The 20,212-nt window shown below is 71.6% G+C and carries 16 protein-coding genes; 4 read left to right on the top strand and 12 right to left on the bottom strand.

Annotated features, from left to right (window positions below; all coding sequences use genetic code 11):
• Positions 1 to 17: 17 nt before the first annotated feature.
• Positions 18 to 437, bottom strand: coding sequence for a hypothetical protein (locus tag WME76_RS01405; RefSeq protein WP_437958429.1), 420 nt, complete (start codon positions 435 to 437; stop codon positions 18 to 20).
• A gap of 150 nt (positions 438 to 587) precedes the next feature.
• Here WME76_RS01405 and WME76_RS01400 point away from each other — a divergent pair, with 150 nt between their 5' ends.
• Entirely contained in the window at positions 588 to 1,103 is a 516-nt protein-coding gene (locus tag WME76_RS01400; protein ID WP_437958428.1) for a hypothetical protein, read from the top strand.
• Positions 1,104 to 1,111: 8 nt separating this feature from the next.
• Here the strand turns inward: WME76_RS01400 and WME76_RS01395 are convergent, their stop codons facing one another.
• From WME76_RS01395 to WME76_RS01380, 4 genes are all read right to left on the bottom strand, one after another.
• The gene (locus tag WME76_RS01395) at positions 1,112 to 1,972 is read right to left on the bottom strand and encodes an AraC family transcriptional regulator (RefSeq protein WP_437958427.1); all 861 of its coding nucleotides are present in this window, start codon (positions 1,970 to 1,972) and stop codon (positions 1,112 to 1,114) included.
• Between the two features lie 42 nt (positions 1,973 to 2,014).
• Complete coding sequence (locus tag WME76_RS01390; protein WP_437958426.1) at positions 2,015 to 2,857, bottom strand: hypothetical protein; 843 nt, start codon at positions 2,855 to 2,857, stop codon at positions 2,015 to 2,017.
• Between the two features lie 49 nt (positions 2,858 to 2,906).
• On the bottom strand, positions 2,907 to 4,535 hold the full coding sequence (locus tag WME76_RS01385) for a serine/threonine protein kinase (RefSeq protein ID WP_437958425.1): 1,629 nt from the start codon (positions 4,533 to 4,535) through the stop codon (positions 2,907 to 2,909).
• An 860-nt stretch (positions 4,536 to 5,395) separates the two neighbouring features.
• Positions 5,396 to 5,785, bottom strand: a complete 390-nt coding sequence (locus tag WME76_RS01380; RefSeq protein WP_437958424.1) for a hypothetical protein — start codon at positions 5,783 to 5,785, stop codon at positions 5,396 to 5,398.
• A 386-nt stretch (positions 5,786 to 6,171) separates the two neighbouring features.
• Here WME76_RS01380 and WME76_RS01375 point away from each other — a divergent pair, with 386 nt between their 5' ends.
• Both WME76_RS01375 and WME76_RS01370 read left to right on the top strand, forming a co-directional pair.
• The gene (locus WME76_RS01375) at positions 6,172 to 7,476 is read left to right on the top strand and encodes an ABC transporter substrate-binding protein (protein WP_437958423.1); all 1,305 of its coding nucleotides are present in this window, start codon (positions 6,172 to 6,174) and stop codon (positions 7,474 to 7,476) included.
• Complete coding sequence (locus tag WME76_RS01370; protein WP_437958422.1) at positions 7,473 to 8,798, top strand: ABC transporter substrate-binding protein; 1,326 nt, start codon at positions 7,473 to 7,475, stop codon at positions 8,796 to 8,798. The genes WME76_RS01375 and WME76_RS01370 overlap by 4 nt, the downstream gene beginning before the upstream one ends.
• 102 nt (positions 8,799 to 8,900) lie before the next feature.
• On the opposite strand, the gene WME76_RS01365 is transcribed toward WME76_RS01370, so the two are convergent.
• From WME76_RS01365 to WME76_RS01335, 7 genes are all read right to left on the bottom strand, one after another.
• Positions 8,901 to 9,476, bottom strand: coding sequence for a hypothetical protein (locus WME76_RS01365; protein ID WP_437958421.1), 576 nt, complete (start codon positions 9,474 to 9,476; stop codon positions 8,901 to 8,903).
• Positions 9,477 to 9,553: 77 nt separating this feature from the next.
• Positions 9,554 to 9,913: an arsenate reductase family protein gene (locus WME76_RS01360; RefSeq protein ID WP_061607159.1), complete on the bottom strand. Its 360-nt coding sequence runs from the start codon at positions 9,911 to 9,913 to the stop codon at positions 9,554 to 9,556.
• Between the two features lie 191 nt (positions 9,914 to 10,104).
• Positions 10,105 to 10,680 carry a hypothetical protein gene (locus WME76_RS01355; RefSeq protein WP_437958420.1) on the bottom strand — a complete coding sequence of 192 codons (576 nt, stop codon included), beginning with the start codon at positions 10,678 to 10,680 and terminating at the stop codon, positions 10,105 to 10,107.
• A gap of 60 nt (positions 10,681 to 10,740) precedes the next feature.
• The gene (locus WME76_RS01350) at positions 10,741 to 11,166 is read right to left on the bottom strand and encodes a hypothetical protein (RefSeq protein ID WP_437958419.1); all 426 of its coding nucleotides are present in this window, start codon (positions 11,164 to 11,166) and stop codon (positions 10,741 to 10,743) included.
• Positions 11,167 to 11,808 (bottom strand): hypothetical protein, encoded by a 642-nt coding sequence (locus WME76_RS01345; protein WP_437958418.1) that lies wholly within the window; start codon positions 11,806 to 11,808, stop codon positions 11,167 to 11,169.
• Positions 11,805 to 13,436 (bottom strand): FecR domain-containing protein, encoded by a 1,632-nt coding sequence (locus WME76_RS01340; protein ID WP_437958417.1) that lies wholly within the window; start codon positions 13,434 to 13,436, stop codon positions 11,805 to 11,807. The genes WME76_RS01345 and WME76_RS01340 overlap by 4 nt, the downstream gene beginning before the upstream one ends.
• Entirely contained in the window at positions 13,412 to 14,059 is a 648-nt protein-coding gene (locus tag WME76_RS01335; RefSeq protein ID WP_437958416.1) for an RNA polymerase sigma factor, read from the bottom strand. Before WME76_RS01335 ends, WME76_RS01340 begins: the two co-directional genes overlap by 25 nt.
• 128 nt (positions 14,060 to 14,187) lie before the next feature.
• Between WME76_RS01335 and WME76_RS01330 the strand changes: the two genes are divergently transcribed.
• Positions 14,188 to 19,827 carry an nSTAND1 domain-containing NTPase gene (locus WME76_RS01330; protein ID WP_437958415.1) on the top strand — a complete coding sequence of 1,880 codons (5,640 nt, stop codon included), beginning with the start codon at positions 14,188 to 14,190 and terminating at the stop codon, positions 19,825 to 19,827.
• Positions 19,828 to 20,212 lie beyond the last annotated feature (385 nt).

Below are 20,212 nucleotides of genomic sequence, written 5' to 3'. Positions count from 1 at the left end.
CTCAGGCGCGCCGCGCGTCACGAATCGATCCAGTTCCAGGGAAAGTCGACCTCGACGAGCGTGTCCGCATCGCCGTACACGTCGACGGACTCGACGCGCACGACGTCGCTCTTCTGGAAGCCGTCGAAATCCACGAGCCAGGTCTCGACGTCGTAATAGCCCCCGGGGAGATCGAAGATGGTGAGGCCGAGCTCATCGCAATCCGCGGACGCCTCGGTCACGAAGCCCGCCTCGTCCTCGACGCTGACGACGAACCCATCCACGTCGTGGTCGAAGCACTCGAATGAGTCAGCGCGACCATCGATCGTCAGCGCCACCGTGAGCGAGCCGTACCCGGCGTGGGAATGGCCGTCGTTGTCGACGATGATGCACCCCGCGAGCGAGGCCGAGGCGAGAATGCAGGGTGCGAGACCGGAGAGCACCTTCGAGAGTTTCATGGGTCGTCTTCCTTGATTGGAGTCTGGCGCTGTGGCGCCGATGACCGACGATTCAGCAAGCGCCATACCACCAGCAGGCGCGCTGCCTCGCGCCGGCGGCGGCGCACCGGCGCTACCGGCTGGCATCGAGGTTGCTCTGCTGAGGTCCCCATGAACATCAACTCGCCTGATCTCCAGAGCTCATCCCCCAGAACCACGGCGGTTTCCCCGCAGCGCAGCAGGCTCGCCGCGCTCGCGGTCCTCGGCGCGCTCGCGGTCCTCGGCGCGACCGGGTGCGCCGCCGAGGTCCACACCAGGACCGTCGCCCCCGCGCCCGTGGTCGTCACGCACCGGGAGTTCGCGGTGGTCGAGGAGCCGGTCGTTCACATCGCGGCCGCGCCGGCCTACGTCGAGACCTACCCGCGCGTCTACTACCGGGGGAGCTACGTCTATTACGTGGACGGCCGCTGGTACACTCCGACGCGCCACGGCTGGGTCTACTACCGCGAGGAGCCGCGCGCCCTGGTCAGCTACCGCGTCGAGTTCGACAGGACCCGCGTCCACCACCACCATGAGCCTCACCACCACCACGGCTACAGCACGACGACGCGCAGGCCGGCGGCGGAGCCGCGCGTGGAGCACCGCCGGCACCGCGTCGAGCACGCGCGGCCCAGGCGAGCCCCCTGACCGAGCGATCACGGCGGGCGTGACGTCCCGGGGACGCTCCCGCCCGCCCGCGCCCGCGCCCGGTAGTCCTTCGGCCGCTCGCCCGTGAACGCGGCGAACGCGCGGGTGAACGCGCCGAGGCTGTCGAAGCCGACGGCGACCGCGACGTCGGTTACGCGGGCGCCCCCTCCAGCGAGCAGCTCCATCGCGCGCAGCATCCGGGCGGTGCTCAGGTACTCGCTCCACGTCGTCCGGGCCTCCTCGGCGAACCGCCGCGAGAGCGTGCGCGCCGAGGTGCGCGCCGCGCGCGCGGCGTCGTCGAGCCCGGGGCGCTCGCCGAGGTGTTCGTGCGCGAACTGCATTGCGCGCTCGAGCTCGACGGAGCGCGCGACCGGCAGCCTGAACGGCAGCGGCTCGGCGGCCCACTCCCGGCACAGCGCGCCGAGCGTCCTGAAGAAGATCGACGCCACGGCGTCGCGGCCGCCGTGGTCCGGCCCCCACCGCATGGCGTGGAGGATCATCTCGCGCGCGAGCGGCGTCACCGCGAATACGCGGCAGTCGACCCGCCCCTCGCCCGGCGCGTCGCCGCCGGGCAGCGGGGCGCGGGTGAGCCGCGGCGACAGGTACACGGTGCGCAGCGCGACCGGCCCCGTGGCGTACGCGCGGTGCGCGGCGCGGGCCGCGATGAACGCGGCGCGCTGCGGCGGCAACACCCAGTGCGCGCCGCCGACCTCGAGGTGCAGCACGCCCGCGTCCGCGTAGAGGATCTGGTGCTTGCGGTGCGCGTGGACGTCGCCGCGGAACGGCGTCACGTCGTCGGCGAGGCCGAACGCGGGCACGTCGAGGGCGTCGACGTCGACCCGCGCGCGAGGCGGGGGGCGCGGGACCATGGGCGCGCCGATGCTACCGCGCTGGCCGTCGCGCCGCCCGGCCTACAGCGCGCCGCGGAGCTGGAGCAGCGCGCCGCGGGCGACCGGCGCGACGTCGACCGACGCCGCGGCGGGCGGGCCTGGCGCGGCGTGGACCGACGCCGCGGGGCGGAGCCAGAAGAGGATCCCCGCGGAGACCGCGGCCCCGACGCCGGCCGCGAGGGCGAGGTCGGCGACGAGGAGCCGGGTCCGCACGGGCTGCACCTGCGCCTCGCCGCAGAACGGCGCGCAGCTCGCCTGGAGCGACGCGCGCTCGGCCAGGCCGGCCGCGCCGAACCCGGCGAACAGCCCGGTGGCCACGAGCGCCGATCCGCCGAGCACGTAGACCGCGAGCGGCACGGGGCGCGGCCCCTCCGGCGGCGGCGGCGCGGGGAGCGCGGGCGGCGCAGGGCTCGCCGCGCGCTCGCCGAAGAACACGGACACCGGCCTGCCCCGCTCGCGCTCGCGGATGAGCAGCGTCCTCTCGATCGGCGCGTGCGGCGGCAGCTCGAACCGGAACACGCGCTTGCCGGGGTCGACCTCGATCTCCTTGCCGTCGAGCGCCTCCGCCGCGAGCTGGCCGTCGATCAGCACGCGGGCGTCCGGCTCGTCGCCGCGCTGCGACTCCGCGGAGAGCACGACCGACGGGATCTCCTGGATCAGCGCGGACAGCCAGCTCGCGCAGTCCGAGCGGAGGAGCGACGGGCAGGTCGATCGCGCGCACGCGAGCAGCGCGCCGCGCGCGTCCCGGAGCCTGCCCTGCTGCCGCGCGACCTGCGCCTCCTCGTGCTTCGCGAGGCACGCGGCCTTCTCGTCGGCCTGCTGGCCCAGCGCGGGCGAGCCGGCGAGGAGCGCGGCGGCTATCAAGAACGCTCCCGCCCCGAGGGGCGCCCTGCTCAGGCCGGGCGCGCGGCGCTCACAGGCACGCCGGCTTGAACTTCTTGATCCCATGCTCGTTGAAATCATAGGGCGGGTTGCAGTCCGCCTCGGGCGGCGGCGCCGCGGGCGCCGCCGTGGGGGCGCGCTTCACGACGCGCGCCGGCGCCGGCGGCGCGTCCCGCTTCTCCTGCTCGAGGACGAGATCGAGGTCCACGTTCCTGTCGAGGACGATCTCCGCGCGCGCGCTCGCGTAGCCCGGCGCCTCGGCGCGGACCTCGTGGGCCGCGCCGCTCTTCTCCATCCGCGCCTTGAAGGGGTTCGTCGCGAGCGGCTCGCCGTCGAGGAACAGCGCCGCGTGCCGGGGCGACGCCGCGATGCGGACGCGGACGGTCGCCGGGCGGGCAGGCTGCTCCATCGCGGGGCCGGGCGCGGCCTGCGCGGCGCTCGCCCCGGAGGCGGCGGGCGCCGGCGGGGCCGGGTCGTCGCGCGGGCCCGGCGCGAGCCTCCACGCGAGGAGCGGGACCGCCACGGCGACGCACGCGACGCCGACGAGCGCGGCGCGCCGCCTCCGGCCCGGGGCCGGCACCTCGGTGACGCTGTTGCGGACCGTACGGATCCCCGTCTCGGAGCGCGCCTCTCGGTCCGTCCCCTCGGCCTCGGCCCACGACAGCGACGCCACCTTCACGAGCTGCGCCTCGACCGACTTCTTCATCGCGGCGCGCTCGTTCTCGAACAGCGTCGAGACGAACTTGCCGATCGCGCCGTTGGTCACGCGCGTGCCGAGCGCATCGATGACGGCCTCGAGGTCGGCCGCGAGCTGCGCCGCTGTCGCGTACCGGTCGTCGCGCTCCGGGGCCAGCGCCTTCATGATCACGCGCTCGAGGTCGACCGGGACGCTCGGATTGACGCTCCGCGGGGCGGCGACATCTCCGTTGAGCACGAGGTTCATGAGCAGCGGATCGGGCGTCTCCTTCCACATCCGCTCGCCCGTGGCCGCTTCCCACAGCATGACCCCGACGGCGTAAAGATCCGCGCGGCGGTCGATCTTCTCGCCCATCATCTGCTCCGGCGACATGTACCGGATCTTGCCCTTGATGACGCCGGTCTCGGTCTGGTAGTCGGACCCTCGATCGAGCTTCGCGATGCCGAAGTCGAGGATCTTCACCTGCCCGTCGTAGGTGACGAAGATGTTGTGCGGCGTCATGTCGCGGTGCACGACGTTGAGCTTCTGGCCGTCGAAATCCTCCAGCTCGTGGGCGTGATGGAGGCCGCACAGGGCGTGGACGATGATCTGGAGGTGCATGGCGAGCGGCAAGGACCCGCGGCCGATCGTGAGCACGCTCGAGAGGGGCTGCCCGTCGAGGAACTCCATCACGAGGACGGGGCTCCCGTCCTCCTCGATCACCTCGTTGGTCTGGACGATGTTGGCGTGGTTGAGCCGCGCGGAGAGGCGCGCCTCGTTCAGGAACATCCGCCGGAACTCGGGATCGAGCGCGTGCGCCTTCTTCGGCGTCTTGAGCACGACGAGCTTGCTGAAGCCGCTCGGGCCGTGGGCGACGGCGAGCAGCGCGCGGGCGGTCCCCCCCTGCCCGAGCTCGAGCAGGACACGGTACCTTCCGTGCGTCTCGCTCGCGCTGTCCACGATCCGCTCGACCAGCCCCGCCACGGGATCCGAGAGTACACGGCGCCCTCGTGAAGAGAAAGCGCACGCGAGGGAGAGGCGGTGCGCGCCTGGCACGATGGAGGTCGACGTGGCGCGCTGTGGGCGTTGACCGGTCGTATGGCGACACGCATCCTGGGCCGCTCGAACAGCGGTCCTGCGTGGGGCCGCCCACGAACGAGAGCGAGAACGAGAGCGAGAACGAGAACGAGAGCGGCCCACGCCGCCGCCATGATACGGCGCATCAAAGCGCGTCATGGAAGCACGGGACTCGACGGAAGCGTGCTGATTCCTGCGGCCCGCAAGGCCGCGCGACCGTGGGTCTCGTCGAGATCGATCTTGGCACCAGAGGAGTCCTCCGTTACACTTGAGGATGTTCGATTCCGGGCGCCCAGCGGACAGGTGAGGCGACACGCTCAGTGGACATTCAGCGTACATCCTGAGGTTCAGATGTCGGCTACCAGACGCGATTCACTCTACCCGGAAATGCTCGACGGTCCGAGGAGCGCGCCTTCTACCCCCTCGGGGCACACGATCCCACCGGAGAGCGAGCAGCGTGTATCCCACCGGTGCGTCGATTGCAGTACGCCGGCGCCGAAGACGGAGACGAACTACACGCTGATCAGCTCGCGGTACGGGTGGAGGCTGACGCGGACCGTCGACGCGAACGGGCGCCGGATGATGGAGTGGCGCTGCCCGAGCTGCTACACGCGGCACCGTGCGAAGCGGCCACTCTGAGCGTGATCTGAGGGGCCCGGCCCCGGCGAGGGTGTTCTCCGCGCGAAGTGGTGGCCAAGGCAGGAGCATCGCTCTTTGTTGCGATTCTTTGTTGCGATATCGATGAGGGGACACCACGCCGGCCGCCGTCACGAGGAGCATCGGCACGAGCCGCGGATGCACGTGGCGAAGCCGACCTCGCAGGTGCACCGGGTGTTGCAGAAGCCGCAGTGATCAAGGCTGGTGTTCGTGTTGGTCTCGCACCCGTTCCTCAGTTCGCCATCACAGCTCTCGTACTCGGTGCCCGGGATGCACCTGCTCAGGATACACTGGCCTTCCGCGCTCGAGGGGTCGCAGACCGCGTCCGCCTGCATCAGGGTGCACGGCGCGCACCGGTCCGGCGTACACCCGTAGTCGGGATCCATGATCGACACGCAGCTTCCGTAACAGGATTTCTGTCCGCTCGGGCACGAGACGCCGTCCTGGAGCGGATCGAGGTCGACCGTCACGCTGCACGACGCCGCGGCGGCGAAGGACATGATCGCCACGATCGACGCGGCGAGATCGCGCCGGCGAGCGCCCCGCGGCGCGCGCCACAGCCGAGAGACGAAGGGACCTCGCGCACCCCCCCTCTGCCCGACATCGAGTAAGGAATCGCTCATTTCACACCGTACTTTCCGCATGTTCCCGGCGCGCGGATCGTACACGGAGCGGCGCCTGACCGGAAGTTCGACAAGCGGCCGTGACTCGACCCATGAGCTCCTGCGCGGCGGTTCCTGAGGGGCTCGCTCGGGGCGCTCGAGCTTGACGCCGCGCGCGGATCGAGAGAATGTAATATCACGCCGCGCTCTGGTCCTCGACGGACATGGGCTCACAGCACGCTGGTGGCGAGCGGCGGGGCGACAGGAGAGGACGGGAGGCTGACATGAAGGGTACCTTCGTGACGGTGCTGCGTTGTGCCGGGGTCCTGACGCTCGCCGCGCTCGGCGCGACGGGGTGCGGGGGAGGCGACCCGGAGGGCGGCGACGCGACGGTCGAGGTCTTCAGCTGGTGGGCGAGCCCGAGCGAGACCCGGGCGCTCCAGGCGCTCATCGACGTCCACAAGCGCGCTCACCCGGAGGTGGAGGTCATCAACAACAGCGCCGGGGTCGAGCGCGCCGTCCTGGAGCGGCGCCTGGACGAGCGCATGGCCGAGGGGCTGCCCCCGGACGTGTTCCAGGTCCACGGCGGCGTCCGGCTGATGGACTGGGTCAAGTACAACGGCCTGGAGGGGGAGAACAAGCTGGAGCCGCTCGACGACATCGCAGCGTCGAGCCGGTGGCGCTCCACCGTGCCTGCGTCCGTCGTCGAGACGGTGACGCACAGGGGCCACGTGTACGCCGTGCCGGTGAACGTCCACCGCGTGAACTGCCTGTTCTACAACAAGCGGCTCTTCGCCGAGAACGAGCTCACGCCGCCGACGACGCTCGACGAGCTCTACGCCGTCAACGAGGCGCTCGCCGCGAAGGGCATCACGCCGCTGGCCCTGGCCGCGAAGGACCCGGGGACGCCGGCCGGCCTCCTGTGGGAGCACATCTTCGTCATGTCCGCCGGGGCGCAGTACTACGACGACCTGTTCAAGGGTCGACTGAAGAGCCCCGATACGCCCGAGGTGAGGGCCGCCCTGGAAGCGGCGCTGGAGGCCCTGAAGTACGTCGACGCGGACGCCGCCGAGGAGCTCCTCTGGGTGGATGGCGTCGAGCTCGTCGGGCAAGGCAAGACCGCGATGGTCATGGACGGGGACTGGGTCAAGGCCGAGTTCCAGGCGCGCGGGTACGCGCTCGACGAGGATTTCGGCATGGTCACCGTGGGCGAGGACGCCTTCGTCTACGTGGTCGACACCTTCGTCCTCCCGAGAGGGGCGCTCCACCGAAGCGCCGCCCTCGACCTGCTCGCGACCATGGGATCCGTGGAGGGGCAGGACGCGCTCAACCCCCTCAAGGGGTCGATCCCGTCGAGGACCGACACCGACCTCGGCATCTACGACCCCCTGTCGCGGAAGGCGATGGAGGACGCGAGGAGCCCGGAGACCCGCTTCGTCCCGGCGCGCAACCTCAGCGTCCCCCGCCCCTTCTTCGACCCCATCGACAGGGCCTTCTGGGAGTTCGTGAAGGACAGGAACACCGACAAGATGATCCTGGCGATGGAGGCGCATTACTACATCATCCAGGACCACCACGATCAGCGATGAGATTCGCTCGTCCGGCGGCGTTCTTCGTGAAGGTGCTGCGCCTCGTCGGCGCCGTGACGCTGGCGACGTCCGGCGCGGCGGGGTGCGGGAGCGTCGGAGAGATCGGCCCGAGCGGCGGAGACGCGAGGATCGAGCTCTTCAGCTGGTGGAGCAGCCCGAGCGAGAGCAGGGCGCTTCAGGCGCTCATCGACGTCCACCGGCGCGATCACCCGGACGTGAAGGTCATGAACGCCGCCGCGGCTGCGGCGAACGCCTCGGAGAGGCGCCTGGAAGAGCGCATGGTCGAGGGCCTCCCGCCGGACATGTTCCAGTCCTACAGCGGCGCCCGGATGATGAGCTGGGTCAAGCACAACGGCCAGGAGGGGGCGAACAAGCTGGAGGCGATCGACGACGTCGTGGCGTCGAGCGGGTGGCTCTCCAGCGCGCCGGCGTCGATCGTCGAGTCCGTGTCGTACGACGGTCATGTCTACGCCGTGCCGGTGAACATCCACCGCACGAACTGCCTCTTCTACAACAAGAAGATCTTCGCGGAGAACGACCTGCTTCCCCCGACGACGCTCGACGAGCTCCTCGCCGTCAACGAGGCGCTCGCCGCGAAGAACGTCGTGCCGCTGGCGGTGGCGGCGAGGGATCCGTCGGTGCCGGCAAGCCTCATGTGGGAGCACATCTTCATCATGTCGGCCGGCGCGACGTACTACGACGACCTCTTCAAGGGTCGCCTCGACAGCCCCGACACGCGCAAGGTGAGGGCCGCGCTGACGGCGGGCCTCAAGGCCATGAAGTACATGAACGCGAACGCCGAGGAGCTGCGCTGGTACGATGCCGTCGAGCTCGTCGGGCGAGGCGAGGCCGCGATGGTCATGGACGGGGACTGGGCCAAGGCCGAGTTCCAGGCGCGCGGGTACGCGCTCGACGAGGATTTCGGCATGGTGACGGTGGGCGAGGACGCCTTCGTCTACGTGGTCGACAGCTTCGTCATCCCGAGAGGGGCAGCGCACCGGGACGCCGCGCTCGACCTGCTCGCGACCATGGGCTCGGTGGAGGGGCAGGACGCCCTGAACCCGCTCAAGGGGTCGATCCCGTCGAGGAGCGACATCGACATCAGCCTCTACGATTCGCTGTCGCAGAGGGCGATGGAGGACGCGAACGACCCGGAGACGCTCTTCGTCCCCTCGCGGCACCTCAGCGCCCCCGGCGCGTTCTTCGACCCCATCGACAAGGCCTTCTGGGAGCTCGTGAAGGACAGGAACGTCGACAGGATGATCTCGGCGATGGAGGCGCATTACTACATCCTCCAGGACTACCACGCTGCGACACGCTGACCGAGCGCTGACGTGCCCCCGCCGGGGCGCCTCGCGCGCGCTCGATGACGCGAGGGGCGCGAGGGGGGCGCGGACGCGCCGGCGTGCTGGACGCTCGCGGGCTCACCACCGCACGAGGAAGGTGCACGACTCCCCACCCCGCCTGCGGGTGGGCTGAGTCTCATCGAGAGTGACCTCGGCGGCCGGCTTGAACCGGCGGGCCATGCCGGTGATGAGCCCGCGATCGAGCTCGGAGGAATAGGGCGTGGCGCAGACGACGGCGATGCTCCGGTCGCCGCTGGCGCGACAGCGGTAGTGGCCGATCCCGTCCTTCATCGCGCCGGTCCGCAGATCGAACATCGGCTCGCCGTCCATGCGGTGATTGAGGTGATAGGCGACGTCGATCGACGCGAGCGCCGCCTCGATGGTGTCGATGCCCGTCGGCCAGGCGACCACCTCGGGAGCCTTCTTGCCCAGCGCGAAGAGCGTGTGCTCTCCGATCGTGTCCGCGATCTCCCGCTGGGCGTCGAGCCAGAGCTGCATGGGGAGCCAGTCGATGGCCATGAGCTGGTGGAGGCCGTGCTTGATCATGATCTTCATGATCATCGGGGCATAGGCGCGCCCCGGCGCCTCGAAGAAGCTCTGGAGGTTGGCCGCGCGCACCTCGATGCCAGCCCGGAACGCGACGTACTGTGCCACCCTCGCCCCTCTCTGTTCTCGAGCGCGCATGTACGGCGCTGGTTCGAGCCCGACCCGCTCGGCTCCCTCGATCGCCTTTACTTCCCCTTCGCGGCGTCGGCGAACGATTTCCACGTCGCCTCGGCCGCGCCCACGCAGGCGCGCTGGCCGTCGCGCACGATGGGCGTGCGGAGCAGGAGCGGATCCTCCGCGAGGAGCTCGGCGATGCGCGCGTCGCTCGGGCCGAGGTGCTGCAGACCGCGCTCCTTCACCCGCGCGCCCTCGGCGTCGTAGAGCGCGCGCACGCCGCCCACCGCGCGCGCCACGCTCGCGAGCTCCCCCTTCGAGAGGCCCTTCTCGCGCACCTCGACGAACTGGACCTTGATGCCGCGGTCCGCGAAGAACCGCTGCGCCGCCCGCGTCGCCTTGCACCTGGCCGTGCCGAAGATCTGGATCATGCGCGTCGTCGCTCCTCGGTGGAGTGGCTCACGGCGCCCCCCGTGGGGCGCGCGGGCGTGAAGCATAGGTGCATACGCGGCGGTCTACCAGGCCGGCGGCAGGCCGAGCGCCGCGCGCACGGGTGGCCGGCGCGCCGGAGGAGGAGGACACCGCGGCCCGCGGAGCGAGCGGGCGCAGGTGTGGTGGACCATCAGCCGCCAGGCGCGGTCTCGACCGCCGCGCCGCAGCGCTGAACCGTGTAATCGCCGCTCGCCTGATCCTTCATGCCGGCGCCGCGCAGCTTCACGAAGAGGGAGGTCTCGTCGCTGGTGACGATCTCGAGCGTGCCCCGGGTGCCGGTTCCCCTCCCGCTGCCGAAAGCGCAGCTCGGGGTGGCCTCGGACAGCGACTCGCTGAACAAAATCCTCTGATCCGAGAGCTCGATGAGCCCCGTCACGGCGAGATCGGGCGGTATGGTGAGGATGAGCTGCCATAGGGGCGCGTTCTCGCACGTCGCCTCGATCACCGTCGGGGGACACTCCTGGACATCGCTGTTGAAGAACAGGATGAGCGAGTCGGGATCCTCCCACATCTGGAACTCGAACTCGGGCGGCAGATCGCCGGCACGCATGGCGAGGGCGCTCGGTACCGGAGGGTCGTCGTCGACAGGCGGAGGGGAGTCCGGATCGGACGGGTGCTCCCCGTCCAGACCGGATGTGAACACGATCTCGTCGCAGCCGGTGCTCGCGATCGCGATCACGCCGAGGACCATGAGGAATCGCTTCATTGAATCGACCTCCAGGACAGGTTCTCGGGTGAAGTCCCCCGAGGGCGCGAGGACGGCTCATCAGAACCAGCCGAGATCGATGCCGGCAGAAGCGAGCAGGATCGGTCGACCCCAGGTCGCGATCTCGCGCCCGGCGATCTGGATCGAGACCCCCTCGACGACCGCGCTGGCGAGGACGTCGGCGCGGAGGCGGAACGTGGGTGTCACGGCGAAGGCGAGGCCGAGGCGCGCGAAGGGGGCGACGGTCATCGTGGAGGGCTCGCCGTTGCTGAAGCCCGAGCCGACGACCATGCCCGAGCTCTGGAGCGAGACCACCGCCAGGCCGACGTCCGCCGAGGGAGCCCACCGGCCCGCGCGGGTGGTGAAGCGGGCGCCGCCGCCGGTGAGCTGGACGGAGAGGTCGACGTCGAGGTTCGCTCGCTCGAGCCGCGCGCCGGTCAACGGGATCGCCGCGAACGCGACGGCGCCGACGTGCTCGCTCGGCATTCAGACGACGCCGAGGTCGAGGCTGGCCGCCGCGCCGAGGCCGCCGGGGCTCAGCAGCGCGCCGGGAGCGAGCGCGACGCGGAGCGCGGGGGACGGCGGCGGCGGGGGCGCGTCGGCGAGCGCGGCCGGCGCGGGGACGCGCAGCTTCTCGCGGATCTCGGGGGTCGCGGGCAGCTCTCCGGGCGGCGGCGCGGGCAGGGCGGCCTCGAGGAGGCTGGCGCGCAGGAGCTCGACGACGCGGAGCGCGAGCGCGGCGTCGCGGTCGGGCGCGCCGGCGTCGCCCGCCATCTCGCGGAGGACGGTCTTGCCGGTGACCCGATCGGCGATCCAGACCTCGACGCCGCGCCCGGAGGGGACGGCGCGGATCGCGGCGATCGCGCCGGCGTCGCGCGCGGAAGCCTCGAGGGACACGCGCGACGCCGGCGCGTCGGCCGCGGGGTCGAGGATCGCCGCCCGGAAGCCGAGCGACTCGAGCTCGGCGACGACCCGGAGGCCGAAGCGATCGCCGGGGGGGCACACGACGGCGATGATCGAGGGGGCCTCCTCGCGGGCGTCGTCGGCGCGCGCGTGCAGGGCGAGCGGGGGCCCCGCCGCGAGCGCGGCGAGGGCGAGGAGGAGGGGCGCCGGGGAGCGGCGTGTCACGGCGCGGGGGGGTCGGCGGGGGCGGCGTCCGGCGTGGCGGAAGGGGGCGCGGGGGTCGGGCTCGGCGCGCGCGCGAGCAGGCGCCGCGCGTAGGCGGCGTGCGAGCCGTTCGGGTGCGCGGCGAGGTAGCGCTCCGCCGCGCGACGGGCGCTCGCCTCGGCGCCGCGCCTGTCCTCGGCCTCGACGAGGCGCCCCGCGGCGTCGGCGGCGAAGGCGCCCCCCGGGTGCTCGCTCAGGTACAGGGTGAACCAGCGCGCGGCGCCCGCGGGGTCGTCGCTCTGGTCCTGCGCGATCCGTCCGAGGAGGAACGCCGCGGACGCGGCCTCGGGCGAGCCGGGGAACCGCCGGCGGAGGGCGGAGAAGGCCTGGACGGCGCGGGCCGTGCTGCCGCCGAGCCGGGCGGCGTCGCCGAGGGCGTGGAGGTCGCCGGGGGACGCGGCCGCGCAGATCGCGTCGAAGCCCTCGCGCTCGGCGGCGGCGAGGGCGTCCTTGTACCGCGCGTCGAGCGCGAGGGCCCGCCAGGTTGACCTGACCGGTGAGCCCGACCCCAACGTGGTTGAGGTTGGCCCGACCGAGGTTGACCCGACCGAGGTTGACCCGACCGAGGTTGAGCCCGACCCCAACGTGGTTGCGGCCGAGGTTGACCCGACCGGGGTTGAGCCCGAGGCCGAGGTTGACCCGACCGAGGTTGAGCCTGGCCCGGCCGAGGTTGACCCGACCGAGGTTGAGCCTGACCCCAACGTGGTTGCGGCCGAGGTTGACCCGACCGGGGTTGAGCCCGACCCCAACGTGGTTGCGGCCGAGGTTGACCCGACCGGGGTTGAGCCCGGTTCCAATCCGACCGGGGTTGACCCTGACCCCAACGTGGTTGCGCCGATCGGCGCCACCTCGATCGTGTTCGTCCCGGGCGTAACCGTCACCCGCTCCCCGGCGCGCACCGCCCGCGCCTCCCCCACGACCGGCCCCGACACGGTGATCGCCCCCTCCCGCAGGGCCACCTCGAACCGCTCGGTCACCGGGTCCCACCGGGTCTCGAAGCGCGTCCCGATCACGTGCACCTGGAACGGCCCCACCCGCACCCGCCAGCGCGCCCCCCCTCGGTGGACCACCGCGACCTCCAGCGCGCCCCGCTCCAGCGCGATCTCCGCGCCGTTCGCGTCCACCGAGGCGACGCGCGCGCGCCCGCCCGGCGCCAGGCGGAGCACCGACCCGTCGGAGAACCGGATCGGCAGCTCCGCCCCCGCCGGCGCGGCGATCCACGCACCCACAACCCCCGGCTCGGTCGTCCCGAGCTCGAACCGCATCGGCGCGCCCGGTCGCGCCACGATCGCCACCGCGACCGCCGACAGCACCAGCGCCGCCGCCGCCATCCAGGCGGCGACCCGCCCCCCGCCCCACCTCCCCGGCGCCCGCAGCCGCGCCCCGCTCGCGGTCCCCTCGCCGCCCCGCGCCGGCCGCGGCGCGCCGGCCTCGCCGCCCCCCCTGCCGCCCCCCCGCCGACCCGGCAGCTCCGCCGCCATCAGCCGCGCGCGCCCCCGCTCCAGGTCGAGCCGCGCCCCCGGCGCCCGGTCCTGCAGCGCGGCCACGCGCCGCCCGAGGGCGGTCAGCGATCGCTCGGATTGCCCCACCGGGTACCTCCCTCGAGCCACGCCTCGAGCACGGGTTGCTTGCGCGCCTCGGCCCCGAAGCGGGCCGAGGCGCGCGCGAGCCGCCGCTTGATGGTCGCGAGCGACGTCTCGCACGCCGCGGCCACCTCGGTCAGCTCCATCCCATCGATGAACCGCAGGGCGAAGGCGATGCGCTCGTCCACCGGGAGCGCGTCGAGCACCGCGTAGGTCGCCCGCAGCGCGTCCAGCACCTCGCCCGACGCCGCGCTGGACTCGACCTCGGGCAGCTCCTCGCTCGGCAGGAACCAGAGCCAGCGCCGCCGCCGCGCGCGGGTGATCGACGAGCGCGCCACGTGCACCGCGATCATCGTGAGCCACCCCTTGAGCGCGCTCGGGTCCTCGAGGTTCGGCAGCGATCCGAGCGCGCGCACGAAGACGTCGTGGTGCAGGTCCGCGAGGTCGGGGTGGAAGCCGAGCAGCCGGTAGAGCACCCGGTGGACGTGCTCGGCGTACCTGTCGTACAGGGCGGCGCGCGCCCTGCGGTCGCCCCGCCGGAACCCGGCCACGAGCGCCGCGTCATCCCCGGAAAAAGCGTCCTTCGCGAGCGGCGGCAGCGGTCGGACGAGCGTCAGGGGGCGGGACAAACGAGGCTCCTCGCCCTCAAGTCCCCGGAGGCCCGCCCCGCGGCTCACGGGATCGCCGCTTCCATCTGGCGGTGCGCCCTGTGGCGCCCGAGGCTGCCTCGCGGGAGGCGGCGTTCAGCAGGGCTGCAATGAACCAGGGGATCCTCGCTCCGAGGACGGTGTTCCAGGATCGCTACGAGATCCTGTCCCTGCTCCGGGAGAGCAGGCTCGCGGTCGTCTACGAGGGGCGGCTGCTCGCGAGCGGGCAGCCGATCGTCCTCAAGCTCCTGCGCCTCTCCAGGGACGGCACCCCCGAGGCCCTGGCCCGACGGCGCCGCGCCCGGTTCCTGCAGGAGATGCGCCGCTGCGCGCGGCTCGACCATCCCGGCATCGTCCGGCCCATCGACGCGGGGCAGGCCGACGAGGGTCAGCTCTACGCTGTCTTCGAGCGCGTGCCCGGGCAGAGCCTGGCCGAGCTGCTGTCGGCCCGCGGCGCGCTCGAGCCCCCGGAGGCGCGGCTCCTCCTGCGGCAGGTCCTCGACGCCCTCGGCTTCGCGCACCGGCACGGCGTCGTCCACGGCGATCTCAGGCCGGCCCAGGTGCTGGTCACGCCCTCGGGAGCACAGCGGAGCGCCCTGGTGCTCGGCTTTGGCTTCAGCGCGGTCGCCGCCGTCGCGCGAGCGGACCAGGAGGAAGCGCCCGTGTCCGGCCGCGAGCTCGTGGGCTCGCAGGCTTACCTGGCGCCCGAGCAGCGCCGGGGGTTCCCGCCGACGGCGCGCTCGGACCTGTACGCCTGGGGTCTCGTGTTTCTCGAGTGCCTCACGGGCAGGCGTGCAGGCCGCGGCGGGCCGCCGGAGGGAGCGGCTCTCCAGCGAGATGGCCGTGAGCCAGTGAGGATGCCTCGAGTGCTCCTCGAGCACCCGCTCGGCACCCTCTTGCGACGGGCGACGGTCGAGGGGATCGCGGCGCGGGACGTCACGGCCGACGGCCTGGTGGGCGAGGTCGACGCCTGCGATGTGGGCGGGCTCCGCCGGGAAGACCTGGTGAAGCCGGACGAGCTGGCGATCGGAGCAGCGAGAAGGACAGAGGGGCGAGCGGGCGGAGCCGCGCTTCCACCGGGACTGGCAGCGGCGCGGATGCCGGAGGAGCGAACAGGCAACGCTGAGCCCTCCCAGGAGGAAGCGCCTGCGCCACCGTACGATGGGCCCGCAAGGGGCGTCATGCCTCTGGAGGCCGGCGACCGCATCAAGCATTACGAGATCATCCGCAAGCTGGGCCAGGGCGGCATGAGCGTCGTGTACCTGGCCCGCGACACGAAGCTCGGCCGACTGGTCGCGCTCAAGGTCCTGCTCAGATACAGCGGGCACAGGATCGAGCGCTTCCTGGCCGAGGCGCGGGCCACGGCGCGCTGCAGGCACGACAACATCGTGGTCATCCACGAGGTCGATGAGATTCGTGAATATCCCTACCTCGTGCTCGAATACATCAAGGGTCCCACGCTGCGCGAGTGGATGGCCCAGCGCGAGCACCCCGGCGCGTCCGGGTCGCCCGGCGCCCACACGCCGCCCGGCCCGAGGGCGCCAAACGTCGTGCTCGAGCTCATGACTCCGGTGGTTCGCGCGCTGGTGTGCGCGCACGAGCGCGGGATCGTCCACCGCGATCTCAAGCCGGAGAACATCCTCCTGGACGACGCCGGATGCATCAAGGTGGTTGATTTCGGTATCGCCAAGCAGATCGACGTCAAGGCGGTCTCGACGATGACGAGCGCCCGGGCGGCGCTCGCCGGAGACGCTGGCCAGCGCCGGAGAAGCGCGGCTGTCGGCACGCCACGGTACATGTCCCCCGAGCAACTGCTGGGCGGGGACGTCGATCATCGCGCTGACCTGTGGGCCGTGGGCATCATGCTGTACGAGCTGCTCACGGGGAAGCACCCGCTGGAGCCGTTTTCGCGCGCGCGGCTCTCGGACATCGCGAGCTTCGATGTTCCGATGCCCCGCCTCAGCGAGAAGCGCCCGGATGTGGGCGCGCTTGGCGCCCTGGTCGACCGTTGCCTGAAGAAGAGCAAGGCCGAGCGCATCGGTTCGGCCATGGAGCTCCTTGCCGAGCTCGAGGCGCTCTTGCCCGGTCGAAAGGCGCTCGATCTCGGCGAGGAGGAGAGCCCATTTGCCGGCCTGTGCGCCTTCCAGGAGGCGGACGCGGCGCGGTTCTTCGGCCGCGATCGTGAGATCGCCGCCACGACGGCGCGGCTGCGCAACCAGCCGCTCCTGACCGTCGCCGGGCCCTCCGGGGCAGGCAAGTCGTCGTTCGTGCGCGCGGGGGTGATCCCGGCCTTGAAGGGATCCGAGGGCCGCTGTGACGCGTTTGTTCTGCGCCCAGGGCGCCGTCCCCTGTCCGCGCTCATCGATGTGCTCGTGCAGGTCGCCGGGGCGGAGTCCACGAGCAGCGCAGCGACGGGTCCGCCCGAGCTCCCCGATCACGACGAGCTGCTCGCCACCCTTCGCTCCCAGCCGGGCTATCTGGGTGTTCGGCTGCGCGCGCGCTGTCGCTGTGCGGGACCCGGGCACCGTATCCTGGTCTTCGTCGATCAGTTTGAAGAACTCTACACGCTCGGCGCCGCGCCCGAGGAGCGGGCGGCGTTCGTCGCCTGCCTGGAAGCTGCGGCTGACGACGCCTCGTCGCCCCTGCGCGTCCTGCTCGCCGTCCGCTCGGACTTCCTCGATCGGATGGCCGAGGATCATCATTTCATGAACGACGTGACCCGCGGGCTCTGGTTCCTTCCGCCGATGGGGCGAGGCGACCTGCGCGAAGCCTTGACGAGGCCGATCGAGGCGGCCGCTCATCGCTTCGAGACGGCGGAGATGGTCGAGCACATGCTGAGCACGCTCGAGAGCACGCGGAGCCCCTTGCCGCTCTTGCAGTTCACGGCCGCTCAGCTCTGGGAGGCGCGGGATCGCGCGCGCCGGGTCTTGACGCGGGACAGCTATGACCAGCTCGGCGGCGTCGCCGGCGCCCTGTCCGCCCACGCGGACGCGGTTCTCTCGGCGCTCCCATCTCGCGAGCAGCGCCTGGCCCGGGCGGTGCTCTTGCGCCTGGTCACGCCCGAGCGCACGCGCGCGGTGGTGAGCCTGGACGAGCTCCGCGAGCTGGCCCAGGACGGCGAAGGCGATGCCGCCGACGCGGTCGTGCAGGTGGTCCAGCGCCTGGCCGGCGCGCGGCTCCTGCTCATCGAAACTGGCGAGGAGACCGGCGGTGCGCGCGATCGCGCGACGGTGGAGCTGGTCCACGAGTCCTTGATCGAGAGGTGGCCGAAGCTCGGGCAGTGGCTCGCCGAGAGCGAGCAAGATGCGCAGTTCCTGGCGCGGCTGCGCTCCGCCGCTCAGCAGTGGGAGGCGAGCGGTCAGGCCGAGGGGCTGCTCTGGCGCGATCGCACGGCGCAGGACGCCAGGGCGTGGCACGAGCGCCGCCGCGCGGCCCACGGAGTGGATGGGCGCGTAGGGCTCAGCAGGCGCGAAGAGCGCTATCTCCTGGCCGTCGTGGACCACGCCGAGCGCGCGCGCCGCTTGCGCCGGCGGCTCACCACGAGCGTGACTGTCATGCTGGGCGCGGTTGCGCTCATCGTGTCGTACCTGGCGATCCGCGCTGACCAGCAAGCGGCTCGTGCACAGGCCGAAGCCCTGCAGGCGCGCAACGCCACCCGCATGGCCGCGGCTCGCGAGCTGCAAGCCGATCCCACGACCGTGGTCGCGATCCTGCGCGAGATCGAGCCACCCGACGTGCCGCGAGGGTGGTCCGTTCTCGCGCGCTGGACGCTCCAGAACTGGGTTGCCCGCGCGGTGCTCGATCATCCGCATTGGGTCAGGCATGCGGCCTACAGCCCGGACGGCAAGCGCATCGTCACTGCATCGTATGACAAGACAGCGCGAGTGTGGAATGCCGATGGCACGGGAGGGCCCCTGGTCCTTCGCGGTCATGAGGATGGAGTCGAATCGGCGGTGTTCAGCCCCGACGGTGAGCGCATTGTCACCGCGTCTTTGGACAAGACCGCGCGGGTGTGGAATGCCGATGGCACGGGAGAGCCCCTGGTCCTCCGCGGTCATGAGGATACGGTCCATGCCGCAGCGTTCAGCCCCGATGGTAAGCGCGTCGCTACTGCGTCTTTCGATAAGACCGCACGGGTGTGGAACGCCGATGGTACGGGAGTGCCCGTGGTCCTTCGCGGTCATGAGGATCGGGTCCTGGACGCGGCGTTCAGCCCCGACGGCAAGCGCATTGTCACCGCGTCTGTGGACAAGACCGCACGGGTTTGGAACGCCGATGGCACCGGGCATCCACTGGTCCTCCGCGGTCACGAGGCGGGGCTCACTTCAGCTGTGTTCAGCCCCGACGGCGAGCGCATCATATCCGCGTCTGTGGACAAGACCGCGCGGGTGTGGAACGCCGATGGCACGGGTGAGCCCCTGATCCTCCGCGGTCACGAGAATCGCGTCCTGGGGGCGGCGTTCAGCCCCGACGGCAAGCGCATCGTCACCGCGTCACAGGACAGGACCGCGCTGGTATGGAACGCCGAGGGCAAGGGGGAGCCCCTGGTCCTGCGCGGTCATGAGGATGGGGTCGAATCGGCGGTGTTCAGCCCCGACGGCGAAAGCATTGTCACTGCGTCGTACGACATGACCGCGCGAATATGGAGTTCCCCCGGTGCGAGAGAGCCCCTGGTCCTGCGCGGTCACGAGGAAGGGGTCACTTCAGCTGCGTTCAGCCCCGACGGCGAGCGCATCGTCACCGCGTCGTCGGACAAGACCGCGCGGGTGTGGAACACCGACGGCTCGGGAGAGCCCCTGGTCCTGCGCGGTCACGGCGATGGCGTCTACGCGGCTGGGTTCAGCCCCGACGGCAAGCGCATCGTCACCGCGTCCTTGGACAGGACCGCGCGGGTGTGGAATGCCGATGGCACGGGAGAGCCCCTGATCCTGCGCGGTCACGGCGATGGCGTCCTGGGGGCAGCGTTCAGCCCCGACGGCGAGCGCATCGTCACCGCATCATGGGACAAGAGCGCGCGCGTGTGGAATGCCGATGGAACCGGCGAGCCCCTGGTCCTTCGCGGTCACGAGGATCGGGTATTGACAGCAGCGTTCAGCCCCGACGGCAAGCACATTGTCACCGCATCATGGGACAAGACGGCGCGCGTGTGGAACGCCGATGGAACCGGCGAGCCCCTGGTCCTTCGCGGTCACGACCACCGCGTGATGAGCGCGGCGTTCAGCCCCGACGGTAAGCGCATTGTGACCACATCGTTGGACAAGACCGCGCGCGTGTGGAACGCCGACGGCACGGGCGAGCTCCTGGTCCTTCGGGGTCACGAGCATTGGGTCTTGTGGGCGGTATTCAGTCCGGACGGCAAACGCATCGTCACGGCGTCGTCGGACAAGACGATGGGATTGTGGAATGCCGATGGCACGGGCGAGCCCCTGTTCCTTCGTGGCTCCGATGCCCCGCTCACCAGCGCGGCGTCCAGCCCCGATGGCAAGAGCATCGTTACCGTGTCCGACGACAAGGCCGTGCGGGTCTGGACCGACCTCGAGCCGCTCCGCGGCGTCGACGATCCCAAGCTGTGGACCGCAACCACCTACTGCATGCCCATCGAGCGGAGGATAGATCTCCTTCGTGTGCCGGAACCCATGGCCCAAGCCGACCGGGAAGCCTGTGTACGCCGCGTCGAGGAGGCCCGCGCGGCTGCCCCGGTGCCCAAGCCAGGCTCGGCCGTCCTGCCGAGCGGCCCCGCCGGCCGATGATGGCGCGTATGCAGCGCTGCGGCGGGTCCTGCCGAGCATGCCTGGTCCTGCCGCGCTGACGACGTAAGGCCAGACACGAGTCATGCTCCGCATTGCTCGCTCGGTTCGATCCAGCGCGCCCGCTGCGTGCACGAGATCGTCAGGCCGTCCCGGCCGCCATGCTCGTTTCAAACATGCCTCCCTCCTACGCGGCGCGCTGAAGGGCTCCGGAGCCGGACGAACGATGAGGTGAGGTGCTCCCTAGAAACGCGCAAGGGGGAGCGAGGCGCGCTGTCCGAGCCTCCGCCGGCGCGAGCGCAAGGCGATCTCAGCAGCAGCGAAGATCGCCGCTCCCATCTGGCGGTGCGCGGCCTCGCGCCCGAGGCTGCCGCGCGGGAGGCAGCGT

The sequence above is a fragment of the Sorangium sp. So ce119 genome, from assembly GCF_051524405.1.
Taxonomy (GTDB): domain Bacteria; phylum Myxococcota_A; class Polyangia; order Polyangiales; family Polyangiaceae; genus Sorangium; species Sorangium cellulosum_G.
Note: the sequence above shows the minus strand (reverse complement) of the source record. Positions and strands in the feature narration are given on the sequence as shown.